The organism is Pseudomonas fluorescens, assembly GCF_040448305.1.
Lineage (GTDB): Bacteria > Pseudomonadota > Gammaproteobacteria > Pseudomonadales > Pseudomonadaceae > Aquipseudomonas > Aquipseudomonas fluorescens_BH.
In genome coordinates this window covers 3,489,879-3,507,510 of record NZ_CP148752.1, presented here as the reverse complement: position 1 = coordinate 3,507,510, position 17,632 = coordinate 3,489,879, and the positions used below count along the sequence as shown (strand labels likewise).

The window sequence follows — 17,632 nt, the reverse complement described above, 5'->3', positions numbered from 1 at the left end:
AGGTGACCCCAATCTTGAAATCACCGAGATCCCCTTGTGGGAGCGAGCCTGCTCGCGATGGCTGTGTGTCAGTCGACGATGATGTTGACTGATAGTCCGCCATCGCGAGCAGGCTCGCTCCCACAGGGGGTTAGTGTTTTTGTCCGGTGTTTTTATGTCGCTTGCGCACCAGTTTCATCACCACCACAAAGAACACCGGTACGAACACCACGGCCAAGGTCGCCGTGATCATCCCGCCGATCACCCCGGTGCCGATGGCCTGCTGGCTCGCCGAACTGGCGCCGGTCGCGATCGCCAGCGGCACCACGCCAAGGATGAACGCCAGGGAGGTCATGACAATCAGCCGCAACCGCAGGCGTGCCGCTTGCAGGGTGGCGTCGATCAGGTCGTGGCCTTCGTCGTAGAGGCTCTTGGCGAACTCGATGATCAGGATCGCGTTCTTCGCCGACAGGCCGATGATGGTGATCAGTCCGACCTTGAAGAACACGTCGTTGGGCATCCCGCGCAAGGTCACAGCCAGCACCGCGCCGAGCACACCCAGCGGCACCACCAGCAGCACCGAGGTCGGGATCGACCAGCTCTCGTACAACGCCGCCAGGCACAGGAACACGATCAGCAGCGACAGCCCCAGAAGGATCGGCGCCTGGCTGCCGGACAAACGTTCCTGCAACGACAACCCGGTCCATTCCTGGCCCAGGCCCGCCGGGCCCTGCGCCACCAGCCGCTCGATCTCGGCCATGGCCTCACCGGTGCTGTGGCCCGGCGTCGGCTCACCGGAAATGCTGATCGCCGGGTAGCCGTTGTAGCGGGTCAACTGCGCCGGGCCCTGAGTCCATTTGGCCTGCACAAAAGCCGACAAGGGCACCATTTTTTCTTGGGTGTTGCGCACGTGGATTTTCAGCAGGTCTTCCACCTGACTGCGCTGGTCGCCCTCGGCCTGCACCACGACGCGCTGCATCCGTCCCTGATTGGGGAAGTCGTTGATGTAGGCCGAGCCCACGGCCGTGGACAGCACGTTGCCGACGTCGGCGAAGGACACTCCCAGCGCGTTGGCCTGCTTGCGGTCGACCACCAGTTGCACCTGCGGCGCCTCGGCCAGGGCACTTTCGCGCACGTTCATCAGGATCGGGCTTTTTTCGGCCGCCGCGAGTAACCCGGTGCGGGCTTCCATCAACTTCTCATGGCCGAGACCACCGCGATCCTGCAGGCGGAACTCGAATCCACTGGACGTACCCAGGCCATCCACGGGCGGCGGCAGCACGGCAAAGGTCACCGCATCCTTGATCTGGCTTAGGGCGACGTTGGCCCGGTCGGCAATCGAAGCCGCCGAATCGTCGCTGCCGCGCTCGGACCAGTCTTTTAGCGTGCTGAACGCCAGCGCCGCATTCTGCCCGCTGCCGGAGAAGCTGAACCCGAGAATCACCACGCTGTCGCGAATGCCCGGCTCACCGGCGTTGTGCGCTTCAACCTGCTCGGCCACCTGCACCGTGCGATTCTTGCTCGCACCCGGTGGCAACTGGATGTCGGTGATGGTGTAACCCTGGTCTTCCACCGGCAGGAACGAAGAGGGCAAGCGACTGAAGGCCAGGCCCAGGCAGATCAGCAGCACGCCGTAGATCAGCAGGTAGCGCCCAGTGCGCTTCAACGCGTAGGCCACCCAACCCTGATAGCGCTCGGTCAGTTGTTCGAAGCGACGGTTGAACCAGCCGAAGAATCCGGACTTTTCATGGTGCTCGCCTTTGGCAATTGGCTTGAGCAACGTCGCGCACAGGGCCGGGGTCAAGGTCAGGGCGAGGAAGGCCGAGAACAGGATCGAGGTGGCCATCGACAGCGAGAACTGCTGGTAGATCACCCCGACCGAGCCCTGCATGAACGCCATCGGAATGAACACCGCGACCAGCACCAGGGTGATGCCAATGATGGCCCCGGTGATCTGCTGCATGGCCTTGCGCGTGGCTTCCTTGGGCGACAGGCCCTCGGTGGCCATGATCCGTTCGACGTTCTCCACCACCACGATGGCGTCGTCCACCAGAATGCCGATGGCCAGCACCATGCCGAACATGGTCAGCACGTTGATCGAAAACCCCAGCGCCAGCATCGTCGCAAAAGTGCCCATCAACGCCACCGGCACCACCAGGGTCGGAATCAGCGTGTAGCGGATGTTCTGCAGGAACAGGAACATCACCGCGAACACCAGCAGCATCGCCTCAAAGAGGGTGTAGACCACCTTGGTGATCGAGACCTTGACGAAAGGCGAGGTGTCGTACGGGATCGAGTACTCGACGTTCGCCGGGAAATAGCGCTTGAGTTCGTCCATCTTCGCCCGCACCAGGGTCGCGGTATTCAGCGCGTTGGCACCAGGCGACAGCTGCACGGCCACGGCGGTGGACGGCTTGCCGTTCAGACGCGTGGAAAACTGGTATTCCTGGCTACCGATCTCGACCCGCGCCACATCGCTGATGCGCACGGTCGAGCCGTCCGGATTGGCCTTGAGGACGATGTCGGCAAACTCTTCGGGGGTCGACAACTGACCCTTGACCAGAATGGTCGCGGTGATTTCCTGGGTGGTGCGGGTCGGCAGATCGCCGATGCTGCCCGCCGACACCTGGGCGTTTTGCGCAACGATGGCGGTGTTGACGTCCGCCGGCGTCAGGTTGAAGGCGAGCAGTTTCTGCGGGTCGATCCAGATCCGCATCGCCCGTTCGGCGCCGTACAGCTGCGCCTTGCCGACGCCGTCCAGACGCTTGACCTCGTTCATCACGTTGCGCGCCAGGTAATCGCTGAGCGCCACGTCGTCGAGCTTGCCATCGCTGGAGGTCAGGGTGATCAGCAGCAGGAAGCCGGAGGAGACTTTCTCCACTTGCAAACCTTGCTGGATCACCGCTTGCGGCAGGCGTGACTCCACGGCTTTCAGGCGGTTCTGTACATCCACCTGGGCCAGTTCCGGGTTGGTGCCCGGTTGGAAGGTGGCCTTGACGGTGGCGCTGCCCAGGCTGCTCTGGGATTCGAAATACAACAGGTGATCGGCACCGTTGAGCTCTTCCTCGATCAGGCTGACCACGCTCTCGTCCACGGTTTGCGCCGAAGCGCCCGGGTACACGGCGTAGATTTCGATTTGTGGCGGCGCAACATCCGGGTATTGCGCCACCGGCAGTTGCGGAATGGCCAGCGCACCGGCCAGCAGGATGAACAGGGCAACCACCCAGGCGAACACCGGGCGGTCGATAAAGAACTGCGGCATAAAAAAGCGTCCTGCTTACTGACCAGTTACCTGGGCAAGGGGAAGAGGGGTGTCGTCGATCTGCACTTTCTCGCCGGGGCGGGCGTGCTGCAGGCCCTCGATGACGATGCGGTCGCCGGCTTTCAGGCCGCCGGTGACGATCCAGCGATCGTTCTGTACGGCGCCCAGTTCGACCGGTTGCTGCCCGACCCGCTGTTCGGCGTCGAGCAGCAGCACCTGGGCGATGCCGGCGCTGTCGCGCTGGATGGCCCGTTGCGGCACGCTGATACCCTGCTGGTTGACCGCTTGTTCCAGGCGTACGCGCACGAAACTGCCGGGCAGCAAGTCGAGGTCGGGGTTGGGGAACTCGCTGCGCAGGATGATCTGGCCGGTGCCCGGGTCGACGGTGATGTCGCTGAACAGCATTTTGCCCGGCAGCGGGTAGAGGCTGCCGTCATCCTGAATCAGCGTGGCCTTGGCCTGGTCCTGGCCGACCTGCTGCAACTGGCCGGAACGGAAGGCGCGGCGCAGTTCGTTGAGTTCGCGGGTGGACTGGGTCAGGTCGGCATGAATCGGGTTCAGTTGCTGAATCAGCGCCAGCGGCGTGGTTTCGTTCTGCCCGACCAGTGCGCCTTCGGTGACCAGCGCGCGACCGACACGCCCGGAAATCGGCGCGGTGACGGTGGCGTAACCGAGGTTCAACCGGGCACGTTCCACCGCAGCCTTGTTGCCGGCGACGTCGGCGGCGGTCTGCCGGGCGTTGGCCCGGGCGTTGTCGTAGTCCTGGCCGCTGATGGCCTTGTCATCGATCAACCGGGCGTAGCGCTGTTCCTGCAATCTGGCCTGGAACGCGTTGGCTTCGGCCTTGCGCAACGCCGCTTCGGCGCTGTCCAGGTCAGCCTTGAACGGCGCTGGGTCAATGCGGAACAACACATCGCCCTGTTTCACGTCACTGCCTTCACGGAAGGTGCGCTGCAAGACCACGCCCGCCACGCGGGCACGCACTTCGGCCATGCGCGGTGCGGCAATCCGCCCGCTCAGTTCGCTGCTGATGGTCAGTGGCCGCGCTTCGATGGTTTCGATGCGAACCGTGGCCAGCGGCGCCTGTTCCTCGGCGTTCGAGGACTTGTCACACGCGCCCAGTGTCAACGCCAGTGCAATCAGGCTGAGCCTGGCAAGCAGATTATTCGACATGTAATACCCCAATAAAGACCCCCAGCATCCTACTGGGCGACGGCGAGGGTAGCGGTGAAGCTTTGTTGGTGCTGTGTGAAATTGTGTAAGGGTTTTACTCAGGTGTGCGTCAGGGCGTATATCCTTCAGTCCTTGATTTCTATTGCGCCTTACAGGCCGCCTTCGCGAGCAGGCTCGCTCCCACAGTTGAAATGCGGTCCCCTGTGGGAGCGAGCCTGCTCGCGAAGAGGCCAGTGCAGACGCCACAGCACTTTCTGGAAACACCCCATGCCCAACATCCTCCTGGTCGAAGACGACACCGCCCTCGCCGAACTGATTGCCAGCTACCTGGAACGCAACGGTTATTCCGTCAGCGTGATCGGTCGCGGTGACCATGTGCGCGAACGTGCGCGGCTCAATCCGCCGGACCTGGTGATCCTCGACCTGATGCTGCCCGGCCTCGACGGCTTGCAAGTCTGTCGCCTGCTGCGCGCCGATTCGGCGACTTTGCCGATCCTGATGCTCACCGCCCGCGACGACAGCCACGACCAGGTCCTGGGCCTGGAAATGGGCGCCGACGACTACGTCACCAAACCCTGCGAGCCACGGGTGCTGCTGGCCCGGGTGCGGACGTTGTTGCGCCGCAGCAGCCTCAGCGAGCCGCAGACCGCCAACGACCGCATTCTGATGGGCAACCTGTGCATCGATTTGTCCGAACGCACCGTGACCTGGCGCGAGCAATTGGTGGAGCTGTCCAGCGGTGAGTACAACCTGCTGGTAGTGCTGGCCCGGCATGCCGGCGAAGTGTTGAGCCGCGACCAGATCCTGCAACGCCTGCGCGGCATCGAATTCAATGGCACCGACCGTTCGGTGGACGTGGCGATTTCCAAGCTGCGGCGCAAGTTCGACGACCATGCCGGCGAGGCGCGCAAGATCAAGACCGTGTGGGGCAAGGGTTACCTGTTCAGCCGCTCCGAGTGGGAATGCTGAGCCGATGTTCAGAATCCTCTTTCGTTTGTACCTGGTGACCATCGTCTCTTTCAGCGCGGCGATCTATCTGGTGCCGGACATGGTGGTCAAGGTGTTCCAGGAGCGCTTTGTCACCTACAACCTCGATTACTCGCGAGGGCTGCAAACGCTGATCGTCAAACAGTTCCACGCGGTCCCGGCCGAACAGTGGCCGGCCCTGGCCGCTGAAATGGACAAGGACTTCTCTCCTCTGCACATCGTGCTCAGCAGCAATGACGACAGCAGCCTGGCGCCTGATGAACAGCAGCGCTTGCGCCGCGGCGAGAACGTCGTGCGCGTGGGCGACTGGGGCTGGCGCACACTGGCGGTCGCGCCGCTGAATGAGCGCACCGTGGTGCAAATGGTCGTGCCACCGGATCCGCTGGACGTCAACCTGTTGTACTGGAGCATCAACGTCCTGATCGGCGCGACCATGCTTGCGTGCCTGTTGCTGTGGCTGCGCCCGCACTGGCGTGATCTGGAACGCCTCAAGGGCGCCGCCGAACGCTTTGGCAAGGGCCACTTGGGCGAGCGCACGCAAATCTCCCCGAGTTCCAACATCGGCAGCCTGGCCAGTGTGTTCGACACCATGGCCGGCGACATCGAGAGCCTGCTCAATCAGCAGCGGGACTTGCTCAATGCGGTGTCCCACGAGTTGCGCACGCCCCTGACGCGCCTGGATTTCGGCTTGGCATTGGCACTGTCCGACGACTTGCCGGCGGCCAGCCGCGAGCGCCTGCAAAGCCTGGTGGCGCACATTCGTGAACTCGATGAATTGGTGCTGGAGCTGCTGTCCTACAGTCGCCTGCAAAACCCGGCGCGGCTACCGGAGCAGGTCGAGGTGTCGCTGGATGAATTCATCGACAGCATTCTTGGCAGCGTCGACGAAGAAATGGAGTCCCCGGAAATCGTCATCGACGTGCTGCTGCACGGCCAGTTCGAACGCTTCAGCCTGGACCCGCGCCTCACCGCCCGCGCCTTGCAAAACCTGCTGCGCAATGCCATGCGCTACTGCGAGAAGCGTATTCAGATCGGTGTGCAGGTTTATGTCGGCGGCTGTGAAATCTGGGTCGACGATGACGGCATCGGCATTCCGGACGACGAGCGCGAGCGGATCTTCGAACCCTTCTACCGCCTCGACCGCAGTCGCGACCGCGCCACGGGTGGTTTCGGATTGGGACTGGCGATCAGCCGCCGCGCGCTGGAGGCACAGGGTGGGACGCTGACGGTGGAAGCCTCGCCGCTGGGCGGGGCGCGGTTTCGCTTGTGGTTGCCGGCTTCGGCCTGACGCGCTTCGCAGGCGCTGCCGCAGCGCCTGCGTTGAGCCAAGGTTTCTCAGGTACTCAGGCGACTGCGCAACAGCTTCGCCATCGCCTCCAGATCCGCGATCGGTTGATGCCCGATCAGCATCCAGGCGTGTTCCATGTCAGCCCAATACACGATGTTCAGCTCGCGCCGCTGCTCCCGGGCGAATTGGCGGCTGCCGCTGTTGGAGCGGGTGACGCACAGCGCCATGGGGCCGTGCGTCTGATCGAGGTAGGTGATCTGGGCGATGGGCGCGCCGTCGTACTCGAGGATTTGCGCACGCTTGAACTCGGCACGGGGCAGGCTCAGTTTTGCCGGCGCGAGGTTGAGGCCCAGACGCGCATCAATGGTCCGCAGTTGTGCCCGTTGGGCGGCTTCATCAGCGGGTAAATGATCCAGGGTTTCCGGCACGTAGAGCGCCATGTAATCGGCCACCAGGCCGCGCCAGTTGTGTGTCTGCCGGCTCGCTTGCCAGCCGAGGAACAATCGGTCCGCCAGCACGCCGCCGGCCAACAGCCCGGCCGCGGCCGCCAGGAACCAGCGTCGGCTGAGCACGGGGCGGGCAGGTGAGGGCAGCGTGGCGAGCATGGCTTGCAGGCGATCCACCGGCGCCTGCCGGGCCAGTTCATCGTAGGCGTCCTTGAACGGCAGGCTGCTGCGATCCAGCCATTGCAGGCGCAGGCCGAGCATCGGGTCGGCGATGATCGCCGCGTCGATACGCGCGCGCTGCTCGGTATCGAGTTGGTTGTCGAGGTAAGCCACCAGTTGTTCGTCCGAGAGTATCGCGTTCATCAATGTTCTCCCCGGTAGGGGGTGGGCACCGTGTGCAACGGTGGGTATTCAGCCAGTTTCGCCCGCGCGGCGGCCAGGCGACTCATGACCGTGCCGATGGGCACTTGCAGTACTTCAGCGACTTCGCGGTAGGACAAGCCTTCGACGTAGGCGAGAAACACCGTTTCGCGCTGGGTCTCGGGCAACGCATCGACGCGGCGGATGACCTGCGCTGCCAACACGTGGGTCTGGGCCACGGACTCACCATCGAACGACAAGGCCTGATCGGCGTCCACGCAGCCCTGACCCTGGCGCACCCGCCGGGCGCGGACTTCGTTGAGCCAGATCGAATGCAGAATACTCAGCAGCCAGTGGTCCATGCGCGTCCCCGCCACGTATTGCCCGGCCCGTTCCAGCGCCCGCACGCAAGTGGCTTGCACCAGGTCATCGGCGACATGCCGTTGCCGGGACAGCAGCAGGCCGTAGCGCCATAAACGCGCCAGATGCTGGTTCAGTTCCGTTCGTATTGCCTGATCGCTGGCGATGGCGACCTCCGTCCGCTCGGGTTGTCAGGTTTTCGATGAGCCATTGATGGCTTCGGCCAGGTCCTGGTACTCCTCGCATTGAGTGCTGCCACAGATGGATTCGATCTGCCGCAGTTGCTCCTGTGCAAGATCCAGCCGGCCTTTGATCACATAGGCTTCGCCAAGGTATTCGCGGACCTGCGCATATTGCGGGTCGAGTTTCACCGATTGCAGGTAATAGCCGATGCCTTCATCGGTACGTCCCAGTTTACGCGTGGCGTAACCGCGATAGTTCAACGCTTTTGCCGTATTTGGCTGTTTCAGCGTGTCGAGCAGGGCCAGGGCTTCTTCGTAACGCCCGTCCTTGGCCAGTCGATAGGCATAGTTGGTGCGGTCTTCGTCCGGCACCAGTTTGCTGGTCTGCCTGACGCAACGCTTGGATTTGCTGTCGAACACCTGACCTTTGGGGCAGTTGGGCCTGATGGGCGCGTCGTCGTCCCCGCCACCTCCGTTGGCCAGGGCGAGGGAGCCGGACAACGCAACGCTCAGCAACAGAGGGGGCATCGAAACAGCAAAACGAATCTTCATGGGCGTTGCTCCACAGGTTCATGGTTTTGGATCAGGTCGCGCCCCGCCAGATGCAGCGCAAGGTTGATGTGATGAGAACACCGCAGCGTGAGCAATTATTCGTTGTGGGAGCGAGCCTGCTCGCGATAGCGGAGCGTCATTCAACTTTGATGTCGACTGATACACCGCTATCGCGAGCAGGCTCGCTCCCACATTGGAGTATCAACCCAGCAAACGAATCGGAGTACCCGCCGACCAGGCCTGAATGTCCTCGATCATTTGCGAGAAAAACAGTTGGTAGTTCTGTTGGCTCACGTACCCGACATGGGGCGTCGCCAGTACATTGTCCAGGGTCCGGAACGGGTGCAGGGCGGACAGCGGCTCTTGCTCGAAGACGTCCAGTGCGGCGCCGGCCAGCCGTTGTTTCTGCAGCGCCTTGATCAGCGCCGCTTCATCGACAATGGGGCCGCGAGCGGTGTTCACCAGCAATGCCGTGGGTTTCATCCAGCCAAGGGCTTGCGCGTCCACCAGGCCCCGGCTGCGCTCGCTGAGCACCAGGTGCACCGACAGCACGTCGGCCTGTTCGAACAGTTCTTGTTTGCCGACAAAGGTCACACCGACCTGCGCCGCACGTTCGGCGGTGAGGTTTTCACTCCAGGCGATGACGCGCATGCCGAACACCTGACCGAACTGCGCGACTCGCTGGCCGATGCTGCCCAGACCGAGGATGGCCAGTGTCTTGCCATGCAGGTCGCCACCCAGGCCTTGTTGCCATTGGCCGGCACGCAGGGCATTGGCTTCGACCACCAGGTTGCGGGTCGCGGCCATGATCAGCGCCCAGGTCAGTTCCGGCGCGGCGTGTTTGTAGCTGTCGGTACCGCTGACCGAAATGCCCAGCGCGGCGGCGGCTTTCAGGTCCAGGGCGGCGTTGCGCATGCCGCCGGTCACCAGCAGTTTGAGTTTCGGCAGCCGGCGCAGCAGGTCTTCATTGAAACGGGTGCGCTCGCGCATCACGCAAATCACCTCAAACCCGGCCAGGCGCTCGGCCAGGGATGGGGTATCGGAGGGGTAGTCATGGAGAAAACTCACCTGGCCGACGCTGTCCAGTGCCGACCAGTCCACCACGTCCCGCGCCACATCCTGCCAATCATCAATCACTGCAATCTGCACAGGCATCAGCCTTTCCTCTTCAACGCACGGGGTTGGTCTTGTTCAGCCAGGCGAGCAGGGCCTGGTGGAATTGTGCCGGTTCTTCCATTTGTGGCGCGTGGCCCATGCCTGGGAACTCGACCAGCGTGGACTGGGGAATCAGCCTGGCCACTTGTTTGCCGAGGACGTTGTAGTGCCCGATCTTCGCCTTGACCTCGGGCGGGGCGATGTCACTGCCGATGGCGGTGGTGTCGGACGTACCGATCAACAGCAGGGTCGGCATCTTCAGGTTCTGGAATTCGTAGTAAACCGGTTGGGTGAAGAACGCGGCAAGGTGGTGAATAACTGTATTACTCCACTTTGCCGATTACTGGCTAAAGAATGCGGCAAGATCGGGGAGACGGTAAACTGGCTTCCTGAGCTGCTGCAAACGTAATGAATACTGGGGTCTACGGTGCCAAAAGCAATTTCCTACATTCGGTTTTCGACTGGTAAACAGGCGAAGGGTAGCAGCCATGAGCGACAGCAGGCGATGCTTTCCCGGTGGCTTGATGCCAATCCTGAATACACCCTGAGTGGCGAGAGCTTTCAGGATCAAGGCGTCTCAGGATACAAGGGTAAGAACACTAAGCGCGATCTAGGGAACCTCCTTGAAGCTGTTGAGAATGGAGCCATCCAAAAGGGTGACGTGATTCTGGTTGAAGCTGTTGACCGGATTGGGCGTCAAGCACCGTTCAAGATGTTTCCGATTCTGAGTCACATTGTTGAAGCTGGCGTTGACATCATCACGCTTGACGATGGGATGAGGTACGACGAAACGTCGATTAACAATAACCATCTATTCCTACTCATTGCGAAGGTTCAACAGGCTCACCAATACAGTGACGCTCTCAGCCGTCGCATGAAGGCCAGCTACACGTCACGAAAGAAATTAGCGGCGGATGGGGTGGTTCCCAAGAGGAACACGCCTGTCTGGCTCACATCTGAGGGGGTGTTGATTCCTGAGATTGCACCACTCGTGAAGCAAGCGTTTGAAGACTACGCCTCTGGTCTGGGGGAACGTCGCATCTTTGAGCGTGTGTTTGAAGGGAATACCAATCCTGTACTTGCACGGATGGCACCGTCTACTGTGAAACGCTGGATGAATAACCGAACGGCTATAGGCGAGTGGAACGGGATTCCAAACGTGTATCCGGCTGTCATCGAGCCTGAGTTGTTCTACCGGGTACAGAAACGCATGCAAGACAAATTTGCTCCGCGTGGTGCCCCTACGAAACATCGCTTCACTGGTTTGGTTGTCTGTGCTGAATGCGGGAAGAACTTCAACACAAAGCATTACGCAGACACCGGAATAACCTCCATGGAATGCTCAAGCCGTGCCCGCCGTGGGGCCACAGGTTGCTCCAACAATCGTTCAATCCCTGAGCCGATCATTGACCTGGCTTTTCAGTTTACGAATGGTGGTCACATCATGAAGGCTCTTGAAGGGCAACAGCTCACGGCTTCACAGAAGCGTGGCATGGAGCTTGATGGCGAGATTGGTGAAGTGAACAAGAAAATCAAACGCATCATCGGCTTCATGGAAAACCTTGATGAAGGGGATGATGAAGACTTGGCAGGTAAATATGCGAGCCTTCAGGCAGAACGCAGAGTGTTAAAGGCAGAAAAGGAAGGTTTGGTAACTGACAGCGGTGCAAGCGTCATGGACAAGGTGACGAACATGAAGGACGTTCTCAAAGACCCAATGAAAGCTAATGCACTACTGCAAACCGCTGGTTATCAATTGGTGTGCCATGTTGATGGGCGTGTGACGTTTGAGGATGAAACATTCACGTATGAAGGCTGGGGTAGGACTGAAGACGTTCACAAAGTGATGTTGCCTGACGGCAGACACATCAAGCTCCCAATCCACCGTAAGGGCAGGGCCACCAAGAGCAGTCCTGTGGATGTCTCGCAACTGGGACCGCTTGACCTTGTTAAGAGGACGTGACGCACACATTCTGTGTGTAGCTGCACACTGAAAATGGCTGTAGCCCTTATAGAACAAGGCTTACAGGCGGATCGGTGGGAGTAAAACCTCTCCTAAGAGCAGGGTTGGCGGGCTTCTTTGTGTCTGGAATTCAGGGGAGTAGATTTCACATCCCCTAGGCTTTAGGTTAGTTTTTAAAACTGTCCTAGCTCCCGCTCAGAGCGGGACGTAGAAACCCCCAGCCCCAGGGCGAGCGTGTGACGTGATGGCGTCGGGACATTGCACTCGGTAACATCGTGCCACCACACACACCAAGGAATTCAGCATGAAGGCATGGATTGGGGCGGTTGCACTGGCTGGGTTAATGGCGAGTGGTCATGCAATGGCATTGGGAAACGGGAGCGAGCTTGCCTCAATGTGCAGAAGCTCAATTCAACAAGTGACGACCTTTAAGTCTGACGACCCAATTGGAGCGGGAAGGTGCTTCGGATTGATCGAAGGAACGGTAGCCACTGTCCTCATGGTGGATACGCAGAACAAAGCTCAACCAAGATTCTGCTTGCCCAAAAACGTCAACACACTCCAGATGATGAAAGTCGTGGTCAAGTATTTGGACGACAATCCTGCACTGCTGAACCTGAATGAACCATCACTGATTCTACGTGCCGTAGTGGACGCTTGGCCTTGCAGTAGATAGGGCGACTTTCCAGCGAAATTCAAATTTCCGCCGCCGGAGCGGCCTTAGCACTTCGTCAGTGTGCTGTGTGGTGGCTGGGAAAAATAAGCTGGTGTGGAAACACAGGTTTTAAGCGAGGGGTGGTTAGCAAGAAACGACGGGCTCAAATAGAAAGCTGACAAATCTCAAAATAAAGTTGGGTGCATCTGTGCCCGCTGGAAGCTCCTACAGGCTCAGAAGGAGACGTTGAGAGCCAGCATCAGGCGACGTACAGCAGTAGGGTTGAACTCGCTCCCACGAGCGGTACGCAAGCCTTTAGCGTTGAGGCAATCAGCTACTGACTGAAGCGTATTCACTTTGTCATGAAGGCAGGACTTCAGGTGTGGTTCTAGGGCGGCTTGGTAGCTGGCGATCTTATCCATACGGATTGCATTGGCTGCTGTGATATCAGCGACTGCACGTCCCTTGGCGAGCGCGTCAGACCTGTTCTTCACCTTCTGCACTGCTACAGCATCACCAGCGTCAGCACGGCTCTGAAGGGCTGCCAGAGCTTCACGGGTACGACCTGAAATGAACTCGCGTTCCTGTTGTGCCAGTGCTGCGTACAGGTGCAGTTCGAAGGTCTGGGCCTGTGGCATGGTTGCCACTTTGAACTTGGTGGTTTTCATCAAGCCTGCAATGTGGTGAACGTCACGGCTCAGACGATCCAGCTTTGCCACAACTAACTGCGCGTCTTGCTCCTTGCACAGAGCCAAAGCTTTCGCACCTTCAGGGCGATCCTCGATTGCCAGCTTGCCCGATACAACGTCAACGAATTCACCAACCACTTCCCAGCCATTCTGTTGAGCAGCACGGGTGATGTAGTCGCGTTGAGCTTCCAATCCTAGACCAGAGTCGCCTTGGCCTTTGGTAGAAACTCGGATGTAGGCGACGACTTTCATGGTGGCTCTCCGTTGTGTGTGGAAGCAGTTTACGGAGAAAGACAGCGAGTTGTCAATTGGGGGAACGACCGTTAGTGCAAATGACACTGTGATGTCCAGCCAAATGACAAATGGAAAAGGTGGTGTGCAGGTCATCGGATTTCGATGTGCTAGGGGATTTGACGTGCTACAGATACCATTCGTCGCTTTCGTTGAAAAGTTGTTGCACGAATCTAGAAAGTCAGGGTTGAGGCTCAGGTGGGGCGTCGAATTGAATGCGGGTTTGCACAAAACTGTAATCGGTGTGGGAGAAGCGATCCGGCTTAGCACAAAGGCAGTCAAGCCCCCGTATTCACTGGGGTTGGTCCCTAGATGGTGCGCATTGTCATCAGGAAACCATTAGCGGGTAAGGGTTTCAGTTAGTTATGGGCAGGTTGTTATCAGGTTATGAACGTCCGTGTGATGATCTTCCCGCCATCAGTCCAAGAGCCTATCATTGGCCGATAACGGTCAGTGAGAAGGCAGGGATGGACAAGTTTTGGACGTTGATTTGGAGTGCGGTCTGTGGGGTCGCTGCACTGTTTGCAGGGAAGGTTGTTGATCAGTATTACCCAACTGAATTGGTCGGGAGGTTCTTCACCTTCCTTAGCACGATCCCGGCTTGGTATTTAGAACCGGTGGGTGTGCCACGATTGCTGTTAGTTGATTTGGTAGTGGCGCTTATTGCAGCTCTCGGCTTCATTGCATGGAAAAAGTTTGTGCATTATCGCGAGGAAAAAGCTTCAGAAGCCCCAGTGCCAATGTTGAAGCCTGAAGTGAAAGTTGCAGAAGAGCAGAGGCATGTACTGACAGTCATTGCGAATGCAATCAATGCAGGGGTGCCACTCACGGTTAAGAAGATTTTTGATTTTGCTGGGATGGATCAATTGAACTTCAATCATGCTCTTCATGAGCTTCAGAATAATTCTTTGATCCACACTTACGTCAGCTATCAGAAGGGGAAAATGCTTCAACTTACCCCAGCAGGAACAAAGTATGTTGTTGATCATGACCTTGCACACAAAAGAATAGTCAATGAGTTTGGTGGTCAAAGACCAAGATAATGGGGGTGTAATAACCCCTTCTTTGATTTTGATCTTTAATAGCAAGATTTTGATTTTGTAAGAGCAAGAGCTTTTGATCTTTAAAATCAAGAGCTTTTGATTTTGATCTTACAGATCATCTCTTGATATTAATGAGAATCTTTTGTATTTACCCATTAAGAGTTTTTTAAAATACTCAGGAATCTTGATTTGTCAACCCTGCCAATCAGGAATATTTTCATCCAGTGCGACAAATTCGATATTCCGTTGGCTTCTATTGCGATACTGGCTGTGCTATGGGCGAGAAGGCGTCTGTAAGCTCGTATGAGGCGTTTTGCGTGTAAAGTGCATGCGTGATGTACGTTTTCGGTTGTCGTTGCTTATACGTGATCACAGGAGCTTGCAGGCATATACTGTATCGCTGCTTGAATGATGGTGTGTCAGACGGTTTGCATGGTGATTTGCATGCGTTGCACGCTGATTGCTGCACACGAAATATCGATGGAGCCCTTATAAACCGTGGTCTGTAGCGAATCGGGTCGGAGTAAATCCTCTCCTAAGAGCCGTGTGTGCGTTTGTTTGCTTCGCATACGAGAAAGCCCCGGACGCCAATCAAGGGCCGGGGCTTCGGGGTGTATCTACAGAATGTGTATCAACAGAATGTGAATCAGAATGGCGTATCGCTGTTGAGGTTCATTGCAACAGGAACAACGGCACCACGCATCATGGCGAAGTCTTCAAAGAGAGTCGTAGCACGAGCTGGGGCAACAAAAGACGCTTTGAATGCAGCTAGAGACGTGACAGCAACTTTATCCTTACGATCTCGGAGGAAGTAACGCTGAGTATCAGGGTTAGTGATAACACTTCGTTTGCCGGGAGCGTAGTTGCTGATGAAGTATTCGGTGTTTTCAGCAATTACCATTTCAAGAGTGTCGGCCATAACAGCAATCGGCTTACCATGCAGCACGTCGAATAACATCTGTGCATGATGCTCGGTAAACAGACTGGAATTGCGTTGAGAGACAATAGCGTCTTCGAAGGCGTAGGCGTAGACAGCGAGTTCAGGACGAACTTCAGATAAGCGGGTTAGTTCACGAGACATTACAACTTCAACGCGGGAGGCTTCGCACATAGAGTATCCGCTAGCGTCTTTGCCAGTCATCAGGGTCTTGATGTTCTGAAGTTCCTTGGTCTTCAGGGTTTCAAGCATATCGACGTTTGGAAGGGCTGCCATGTGTTCAGGGTTGCTTTCGTCGTAGTGGTTGGCGATCCACTGCGTTAGCTGGCAGCGTTGCGTAGGCTTGATTTTGCACGCCTTGATTGTTTCAACAACAACTGTCTTTCCAAGGTAGGCGAGAACACGAGCAACAACGTCAGATTCCTTTTCAATCTTGTCTACAGCATGCTTTGTATCGAGTGTGGCACGACTGATAGAGCGACCATGACCAAAATACTTTGTCCCGTGCGAACGGTTCAAAGCTTTAGGGGCAGGGACAAGATTGTCAGCGTATAGAAGACCGATGAAGGCGTGACCTTTAACTGGGGCAATGTGTGACAGCTCGTAATCGTTGCGATCACCATAGCCGTTGTAACGCATGTTGGCTTTGTAGAGTTCGTGAAGAGCGGAGAGAGTTTCAACTGTGTGGCCGCGTAGGATTTCCAGCGTTCCAGCACGCATACATTCGCGGGCCAGGAAATAGAAGAACGCACACTTCATTGCTTTTTCAATTGGGTCTTTACGACGGGACTTGTTCGAGCATTTATCTTTGCAAGTGCGAGTGCAGAATATTGCTGTTGCTACGGATGGTCTGAAACGTTTCTTACAAGCTGGGTTCTTACATGTCTTTTGTTTAACGGCTGCTTTGGTAGTGGATGTCATTAGTTGTAGCTCCTGTCAGGATTGCTTGGGGAATATGGGTTGTGTTGGTTGTGTTGTAAGCTTTGCGGCACGAACTAGAGCAGAATGCTGAAGCGCGAACCTTTGCATAGACGTGACCGCAATTGCGGCATGTGCAAGTCTTCATGTATTGGTTCTCCATTGATTGGGAAGTATTGCGAAGGGCGGATGAACTACCTTATTTAACGTAGCCATCGTTACAAATGGAAGTGAGGATTGCACCGGGGGCAATGGTATTAAGAAAGGCTTGAGCTTCAACAGCCAAAGGGCCAGTCCATCCAGCAGCATCAATAGTGCTTAGATGCGTATCAACTAAGTGACGCTCAAGCAGCGTGTAGACCATCGCTTTGCGGGTTGGCAGGTTAAGGCAAGCTGTGAAGTTGATAGTCATAGTCAGGTTGTTGAATGGTGGGATATACCCGACTAGGTGTGCATCTGGGTTATTCGGTTGTCCAGTGAAGTTGTTCATTGGTTGGTTCCTTGTTTTGAATTGGGGGTTGATGTGATGGCTCAGTGAGCGAACATTTCACCGGGTGGGGAAAGTTTTGGTGCTACAGGTGACGGCTCTCTGTGTACTCTTCGTTGTTGGGGAAGTTCACGTTGTTTGGGCTCAACATGTATATCGTCGGCATACTCTGGGAGAGCCCGTATAAACGCTGTGGCGAGGTCTACGCGTACTTGCAGTGGGATAGCATTGGCATGCTTGCCAAGAGCGTCTAGAAGCCCTTGCAGGAGCCCGTACATATCATATGTGTTATAAGTCCTCACTGCCATTTAGCCTCTTTGCGGTATTGCTCAACATGCTTGTCCTTACGTCGTTTACGTTGACGTAGTTGAAAGTCTTCTTCAGGGGTGTAGTCCCATTCAGCAACTTCAATTGCTGTAATGGGGTTGGCTGGAAGTTCTTCAGGTTTCACTTCTGGTGTTGGCTTATTTTTCAGGGTGAGTGTTGGCTTGGCCTTACGTTCTGTCATTTTTCGTGTTGGTTCCTTTTGTTATTGGTTTGGTAGTTGCTGACTTTGCTGTTGGAGTTGGTCGAGTTCTTCTTGTTCTTTCTTGCATTCGGTTACAGTCTTCTTTGCTGTGCAAGTTAAGAAGATCAGGTGGCGGTTGGTTGTGGATTGCTGGCGAGCAATGCCTAAGTATTCCGCTCGAAGTTCGAGTGATCTTTGATCGACGTATACCTTTTGTTCCGCCATTCTACGATCCGTGTAGGTTGTTGATTCCTGTAGCGTATTGGAGTCGCCTCTATATATCAGTGAGGTATTGAAGAGGGTAGTTCCAAAACAAAGTACGATAAGGAAGAAGATGGTTCCGAGCCAACCCACACCGAGTTTCATATCGGCCATAGTGGTTGTCTCCTTTGGGGGC

Annotated in this window: 16 protein-coding genes and 1 pseudogene; 5 read left to right on the top strand and 12 right to left on the bottom strand. The window is 57.1% G+C overall.

Annotated features, from left to right (window positions below; all coding sequences use genetic code 11):
• Positions 1-130 precede the first annotated feature (130 nt).
• Together WHX55_RS15825 and WHX55_RS15820 are read right to left on the bottom strand one after the other, a co-directional pair.
• Complete coding sequence (locus WHX55_RS15825; RefSeq protein ID WP_353740761.1) at positions 131-3,241, bottom strand: efflux RND transporter permease subunit; 3,111 nt, start codon at positions 3,239-3,241, stop codon at positions 131-133.
• Between the two features lie 15 nt (positions 3,242-3,256).
• Positions 3,257-4,414 (bottom strand): efflux RND transporter periplasmic adaptor subunit, encoded by a 1,158-nt coding sequence (locus WHX55_RS15820; protein ID WP_150757040.1) that lies wholly within the window; start codon positions 4,412-4,414, stop codon positions 3,257-3,259.
• 267 nt (positions 4,415-4,681) lie between these two features.
• Between WHX55_RS15820 and WHX55_RS15815 the strand changes: the two genes are divergently transcribed.
• Positions 4,682-5,383, top strand: a complete 702-nt coding sequence (locus WHX55_RS15815) for a response regulator transcription factor (protein ID WP_007985461.1) — start codon at positions 4,682-4,684, stop codon at positions 5,381-5,383.
• Positions 5,384-5,387: 4 nt separating this feature from the next.
• Positions 5,388-6,689, top strand: a complete 1,302-nt coding sequence (locus tag WHX55_RS15810; RefSeq protein WP_353740760.1) for an ATP-binding protein — start codon at positions 5,388-5,390, stop codon at positions 6,687-6,689.
• 47 nt (positions 6,690-6,736) lie between these two features.
• Here WHX55_RS15810 and WHX55_RS15805 read toward each other — a convergent pair whose 3' ends face one another.
• The 5 genes and pseudogenes from WHX55_RS15805 to WHX55_RS15785 all read right to left on the bottom strand — a co-directional run.
• Entirely contained in the window at positions 6,737-7,498 is a 762-nt protein-coding gene (locus WHX55_RS15805; RefSeq protein ID WP_150757042.1) for a transcriptional regulator, read from the bottom strand.
• Positions 7,498-7,992, bottom strand: coding sequence for a sigma-70 family RNA polymerase sigma factor (locus WHX55_RS15800; RefSeq protein ID WP_150723719.1), 495 nt, complete (start codon positions 7,990-7,992; stop codon positions 7,498-7,500). The genes WHX55_RS15805 and WHX55_RS15800 overlap by 1 nt, the downstream gene beginning before the upstream one ends.
• A 54-nt stretch (positions 7,993-8,046) precedes the next feature.
• On the bottom strand, positions 8,047-8,589 hold the full coding sequence (locus tag WHX55_RS15795) for a tetratricopeptide repeat protein (RefSeq protein ID WP_353740759.1): 543 nt from the start codon (positions 8,587-8,589) through the stop codon (positions 8,047-8,049).
• 201 nt (positions 8,590-8,790) lie between these two features.
• Positions 8,791-9,744, bottom strand: a complete 954-nt coding sequence (locus tag WHX55_RS15790) for a D-2-hydroxyacid dehydrogenase family protein (protein WP_353740758.1) — start codon at positions 9,742-9,744, stop codon at positions 8,791-8,793.
• 13 nt (positions 9,745-9,757) lie between these two features.
• Positions 9,758-10,075: pseudogene (locus tag WHX55_RS15785) on the bottom strand (alpha/beta hydrolase); the annotation flags it as partial.
• 96 nt (positions 10,076-10,171) lie between these two features.
• On the opposite strand from WHX55_RS15785, the gene WHX55_RS15780 reads away from it, so the two are divergent.
• Both WHX55_RS15780 and WHX55_RS15775 read left to right on the top strand, forming a co-directional pair.
• Positions 10,172-11,707, top strand: a complete 1,536-nt coding sequence (locus tag WHX55_RS15780) for a recombinase family protein (RefSeq protein WP_353740757.1) — start codon at positions 10,172-10,174, stop codon at positions 11,705-11,707.
• A gap of 304 nt (positions 11,708-12,011) precedes the next feature.
• Positions 12,012-12,383 (top strand): Rap1a/Tai family immunity protein, encoded by a 372-nt coding sequence (locus WHX55_RS15775; protein ID WP_353740756.1) that lies wholly within the window; start codon positions 12,012-12,014, stop codon positions 12,381-12,383.
• A gap of 212 nt (positions 12,384-12,595) precedes the next feature.
• On the opposite strand, the gene WHX55_RS15770 is transcribed toward WHX55_RS15775, so the two are convergent.
• Positions 12,596-13,303 carry a recombinase family protein gene (locus tag WHX55_RS15770; protein ID WP_353740755.1) on the bottom strand — a complete coding sequence of 236 codons (708 nt, stop codon included), beginning with the start codon at positions 13,301-13,303 and terminating at the stop codon, positions 12,596-12,598.
• A gap of 506 nt (positions 13,304-13,809) precedes the next feature.
• On the opposite strand from WHX55_RS15770, the gene WHX55_RS15765 reads away from it, so the two are divergent.
• Positions 13,810-14,385, top strand: coding sequence for a hypothetical protein (locus WHX55_RS15765; protein WP_353740754.1), 576 nt, complete (start codon positions 13,810-13,812; stop codon positions 14,383-14,385).
• A gap of 646 nt (positions 14,386-15,031) precedes the next feature.
• Here WHX55_RS15765 and WHX55_RS15760 read toward each other — a convergent pair.
• From WHX55_RS15760 to WHX55_RS15745, 4 genes are all read right to left on the bottom strand, one after another.
• On the bottom strand, positions 15,032-16,243 hold the full coding sequence (locus WHX55_RS15760; RefSeq protein WP_353740753.1) for a hypothetical protein: 1,212 nt from the start codon (positions 16,241-16,243) through the stop codon (positions 15,032-15,034).
• 196 nt (positions 16,244-16,439) lie between these two features.
• Positions 16,440-16,730 carry a hypothetical protein gene (locus WHX55_RS15755; protein WP_353740752.1) on the bottom strand — a complete coding sequence of 97 codons (291 nt, stop codon included), beginning with the start codon at positions 16,728-16,730 and terminating at the stop codon, positions 16,440-16,442.
• Between the two features lie 295 nt (positions 16,731-17,025).
• Complete coding sequence (locus tag WHX55_RS15750) at positions 17,026-17,235, bottom strand: hypothetical protein (RefSeq protein WP_353740751.1); 210 nt, start codon at positions 17,233-17,235, stop codon at positions 17,026-17,028.
• 21 nt (positions 17,236-17,256) lie between these two features.
• Positions 17,257-17,610 (bottom strand): hypothetical protein, encoded by a 354-nt coding sequence (locus WHX55_RS15745; RefSeq protein WP_353740750.1) that lies wholly within the window; start codon positions 17,608-17,610, stop codon positions 17,257-17,259.
• Between the last annotated feature and the right edge of the window lie 22 nt (positions 17,611-17,632).

Bases quoted from the DNA above. Each gene is read 5' to 3' on its own strand.
- WHX55_RS15825 (WP_353740761.1), bottom strand. From the start codon at position 3,241: ATGCCGCAGTTCTTTATCGACCGCCCGGTGTTCGCCTGGGTGGTTGCC.
- WHX55_RS15820 (WP_150757040.1), bottom strand. From the start codon at position 4,414: ATGTCGAATAATCTGCTTGCCAGGCTCAGCCTGATTGCACTGGCGTTG.
- WHX55_RS15815 (WP_007985461.1), top strand. From the start codon at position 4,682: ATGCCCAACATCCTCCTGGTCGAAGACGACACCGCCCTCGCCGAACTG.
- WHX55_RS15810 (WP_353740760.1), top strand. From the start codon at position 5,388: ATGTTCAGAATCCTCTTTCGTTTGTACCTGGTGACCATCGTCTCTTTC.
- WHX55_RS15805 (WP_150757042.1), bottom strand. From the start codon at position 7,498: ATGAACGCGATACTCTCGGACGAACAACTGGTGGCTTACCTCGACAAC.
- WHX55_RS15795 (WP_353740759.1), bottom strand. From the start codon at position 8,589: ATGAAGATTCGTTTTGCTGTTTCGATGCCCCCTCTGTTGCTGAGCGTT.
- WHX55_RS15790 (WP_353740758.1), bottom strand. From the start codon at position 9,744: ATGCCTGTGCAGATTGCAGTGATTGATGATTGGCAGGATGTGGCGCGG.
- WHX55_RS15775 (WP_353740756.1), top strand. From the start codon at position 12,012: ATGAAGGCATGGATTGGGGCGGTTGCACTGGCTGGGTTAATGGCGAGT.
- WHX55_RS15770 (WP_353740755.1), bottom strand. From the start codon at position 13,303: ATGAAAGTCGTCGCCTACATCCGAGTTTCTACCAAAGGCCAAGGCGAC.
- WHX55_RS15765 (WP_353740754.1), top strand. From the start codon at position 13,810: ATGGACAAGTTTTGGACGTTGATTTGGAGTGCGGTCTGTGGGGTCGCT.
- WHX55_RS15760 (WP_353740753.1), bottom strand. From the start codon at position 16,243: ATGACATCCACTACCAAAGCAGCCGTTAAACAAAAGACATGTAAGAAC.
- WHX55_RS15755 (WP_353740752.1), bottom strand. From the start codon at position 16,730: ATGAACAACTTCACTGGACAACCGAATAACCCAGATGCACACCTAGTC.
- WHX55_RS15750 (WP_353740751.1), bottom strand. From the start codon at position 17,235: ATGACAGAACGTAAGGCCAAGCCAACACTCACCCTGAAAAATAAGCCA.
- WHX55_RS15745 (WP_353740750.1), bottom strand. From the start codon at position 17,610: ATGGCCGATATGAAACTCGGTGTGGGTTGGCTCGGAACCATCTTCTTC.